A 4130-nucleotide genomic window follows, 5' to 3' on the forward strand; every position below is an offset into this window, starting at 1 on the left:
GACCCGCTCGATGCCTTGCCCCACAAGGCTTTCAGGCCTCTTGCCCCCCCTCTTCCAGGCCCTTTTTTGCCGTCTTCGACCGACCCCCTCGCAAATGGGTCTTGCATTCCTTGCCCCGCTTGGGTTTAATAGGGGTAGAGTTCCCCCTTCGGGGGGATCCCTAGAAATTGGAAACAGGGTGGTCTTGTCGTTCCCCACCCTTCCCATAAATAGTTCCCCCTTCGGGGGGATCCCTAGAAATTGGAAACTTTAGGTAGTCTAGGGCCTCGTCGTACCGGACGCGCCGTTCCCCCTTCGGGGGGATCCCTAGAAATTGGAAACCCCCCCTACATGCTGGGATCCCCCATAGAGTATGCGACAACCAGGTTCCCCCTTCGGGGGGATCCCTAGAAATTGGAAACTCTAAGTTCCGAACAACGTCGGACTCAGTTCTAGGAGGTTCCCCCTTCGGGGGGATCCCTAGAAATTGGAAACTCCCCGTTAACGACCAATTCTGCTAACAGAGTTTGCATTTGTTCCCCCTTCGGGGGGATCCCTAGAAATTGGAAACTTGGGTGAGTTTCTCGAGTAAGGCCTTCATTTCATTAATGTTCCCCCTTCGGGGGGATCCCTAGAAATTGGAAACAATCTTCACGAAATGAAAGCCTTACTCGAGAAAATTGCGTTCCCCCTTCGGGGGGATCCCTAGAAATTGGAAACCGGCGGCAGCGGCGCCACCGGAGCGGCCGGCGTGGGTGGTTCCCCCTTCGGGGGGATCCCTAGAAATTGGAAACGTACGACTACGCCTCTGAATTTCGGACAGCCTATGACGTTCCCCCTTCGGGGGGATCCCTAGAAATTGGAAACTTCATACACCTCGTGGCTGATGGCTACCCTTTTTAGTTCCCCCTTCGGGGGGATCCCTAGAAATTGGAAACTTTATCTGTGCACGTTGGGTTTCCGTCAGCTTCCGGCTAGTTCCCCCTTCGGGGGGATCCCTAGAAATTGGAAACCGCTAGGTTCAACACCCCGTCGTAACCTTCGGGTATGCTGTTCCCCCTTCGGGGGGATCCCTAGAAATTGGAAACTCGATAATGCCGACCTCGACGAGTTGGCGGATATAGATGTTCCCCCTTCGGGGGGATCCCTAGAAATTGGAAACTTCACTGACCTTTGGCGGACAGTTATGTCCAAACCTACGGGTTCCCCCTTCGGGGGGATCCCTAGAAATTGGAAACAGCCCGTGAATGGCCAAGTGACGTGAAAGGCGTTGCCCGTGCGTTCCCCCTTCGGGGGGATCCCTAGAAATTGGAAACGAGAAAGCGAGCGATATCACGAGGTAGCCAAACAGTTCGAAGAGTTCCCCCTTCGGGGGGATCCCTAGAAATTGGAAACTGCCTTCGGCCCGGGACAGCGCCGCCCTAGCCAGCTCTTGTTGTTCCCCCTTCGGGGGGATCCCTAGAAATTGGAAACGGACGACCACCCCCTTGAATCGGGGACGGCCTATGACCTCGTGTTCCCCCTTCGGGGGGATCCCTAGAAATTGGAAACGGTGTGGGCCCCGACGAGGATGCACCGGGGAGCCACGGTGTTCCCCCTTCGGGGGGATCCCTAGAAATTGGAAACGAGTGGGTAAAAGACCCAAATCCCACGACGGTTTCAGTTCCCCCTTCGGGGGGATCCCTAGAAATTGGAAACCCCAATGTACTTTGCCAAGACTGCATCGATTCCAAGAGGTTCGTTCCCCCTTCGGGGGGATCCCTAGAAATTGGAAACTGGGTTATCCCCTTGTTGGTGGCCCCCCCCGGGTCATTGGGGTGGTCGTTCCCCCTTCGGGGGGATCCCTAGAAATTGGAAACCCTCCTCATTCGGCTCTCTCAACGAGATCCTCAGGTTGATGGGTTCCCCCTTCGGGGGGATCCCTAGAAATTGGAAACGAAGAAGGCTTCTCCTGCTTCGTCGCGGGGGCTTTGTCCCTGTTCCCCCTTCGGGGGGATCCCTAGAAATTGGAAACCTCTAGCTTCTGTGGTTTGGTAGCCATGTTCCCTCACGTTCCCCCTTCGGGGGGATCCCTAGAAATTGGAAACGAAGAAGGCTTCTCCTGCTTCGTCGCGGGGGCTTTGTCCCTGTTCCCCCTTCGGGGGGATCCCTAGAAATTGGAAACCTCTAGCTTCTGTGGTTTGGTAGCCATGTTCCCTCACGTTCCCCCTTCGGGGGGATCCCTAGAAATTGGAAACATTATTTCCCCCCGGTCGTCCTCGTAGTTGGCCATGTAGTAATGTTCCCCCTTCGGGGGGATCCCTAGAAATTGGAAACTGCTGAATTGGGATCCCAGATTGAGATCCCATTTTTGTTTCTCCTTCGGGTGTGTGCCCGGCAACTGGAGACGTGAAGCCGCTCTGCACACTCCCTTTGGCGTGCAGAGGTTTTCCTTGGAGAAAATCCCTAAAACTTAGAAACTAGAAAAACTGGGAAGGTTAAGTACTGTTAATCGATTGGTTAATTGACAGTTAATACTCCCTCCATTCCGCTTTTCAGCTAGTCTCTAAAAGTTGGAAGTATTCAGGTATAATGCTGCTTGGTTGCGGCTTAGGAGGCTTATTTTGCGGGGATCCCTGAAGTTTTCCCCAGCAGGATGGAGCCTGCTTTTCTGGAAGATATTTAGAAGCTGCGAACCAATGTTTAGCATGGTCTAGAGTTGGGAGTCGAAAGAGAAAGAGTGGAGGCACTATGAGAACCTCGCTTGCGCGCCTCGGTTTGGGGATCTTTTTGGGCATGGTTTCAGCCACGTCGGTTTCAGCAGCCGAAGCGGTTAAAGCCACCCTAGCTGGATATGCCGTGCTGCCGGCAATGAGTTTCGTGCCACCACCCAGCGATGCCGGTTCTGGCTTTGTGGTCTCTGGCCGCTTTGCGGCAATCAACAACCAGCGGGTCGAAGAGGTCGCCTCAGTTGAGGGCAAGTCGTTTGTTGATGGCCGAACCACCGGCATTTCGCTGCCCTTTGTTGGTCAGCCAATTCAGGGTTTTTCGGGGATTGAAACCCTGGCTCGCGACCGCTTCCGTGTTTTGATTGACAACGGCTTTGGCAGCAAGGCAAACTCCCCAGACGCCTTGCTCAGCTTTCACGAAGTAGCCGTTGACTGGGAGAGTGGCCAGGTGCGGTTGAACAAGTCGGTATTCCTACAGGATCCGAACAAAGTGATCCCCTTCCGCATTGTCAACGAGTTTACAACTAGGCGCTACCTTACCGGTGCTGATCTAGACATCGAGTCGATCCAAACTATTGGGGATCTGCACTGGATTGGGGATGAGTTTGGCCCCTACCTCATTGCCGTCGATAGCAACGGCAAAGTTGTAGCTTTCTTTGAAACCGAGGTTGAGGGCAAGGTAGTACGTTCCCCGGATCATCATACGTTTACCACACCGGCAACGCCGGGCCCGGTCAACTTTGAAGTGCGGCGTTCCCGTGGCTTTGAGGGCATGGCGGCTTCTCCCAACGGACAATTTCTCTATGCCATGCTAGAAGGTCCCCTCTACCTCGGCGAACCGCCGGCTCTGGAGACGGTGGAGGGCAAGGAGGTGCTGCGGATTCTGGAGTTTGACGTTAAGAACCGCAAGTGGACGGGCAAAACCTGGAAGTATCCGCTTGAGGTTGCCGGCAATAACATCGGCGACTTCAACATGATCGATGACACGCGGGCTTTAGTAATTGAGCGGGACAACAACGAAGGGGATCCCCGCCTCGCCTGCAAGGGAGAACAGAAGACGGATTGCTTCTCAAAGGCCGCTGAGTTTAAACGGGTTTACCTGATTGACTTGGCCCAGGTAGACAGCGCCGGCCTCGTCAAGAAGGTGGCCTATGTTGATCTGTTGGATATCGCCGATCCGAAAGGCATTGGCAAGACAGCCACAGTGGACGGCCGTTTTACTTTTCCATTTGTAACCATTGAGGACGTGGACGTGGTGGATGAGCAACACATTGTTGTAGCTAATGACAACAACCTGCCCTTCTCCGCCGGACGTCTGCCCAACGCTGCAGATGCCAACGAGTTCATCTTGTTGAATGTGGGCAACTTCCTCACGCTGCGCTGAGTAAGAGGGGGATCCCTTCTGTTCGCTGCCTCGCTCTTCTTTGGAGGGATCCCTGGAAA

The 4130-nt window shown here is 54.5% G+C and carries 1 protein-coding gene and 1 CRISPR repeat array; the gene reads left to right on the plus strand.

Features of this window, described 5'->3' with window-relative positions; translation table 11 throughout:
- Positions 1-139 precede the first annotated feature (139 nt).
- A CRISPR array of direct repeats spans positions 140-2295; the repeat unit is 36 nt; unit sequence GTTCCCCCTTCGGGGGGATCCCTAGAAATTGGAAAC.
- Positions 2296-2754: 459 nt separating this feature from the next.
- Complete coding sequence (locus tag NW852_RS11935; RefSeq protein WP_414366840.1) at positions 2755-4071, plus strand: esterase-like activity of phytase family protein; 1317 nt, start codon at positions 2755-2757, stop codon at positions 4069-4071.
- Positions 4072-4130: the final 59 nt, after the last annotated feature.

Source organism: Synechococcus sp. H60.1 (genome assembly GCF_047462335.1).
In the GTDB taxonomy this organism is placed as follows: domain Bacteria; phylum Cyanobacteriota; class Cyanobacteriia; order Thermostichales; family Thermostichaceae; genus Thermostichus.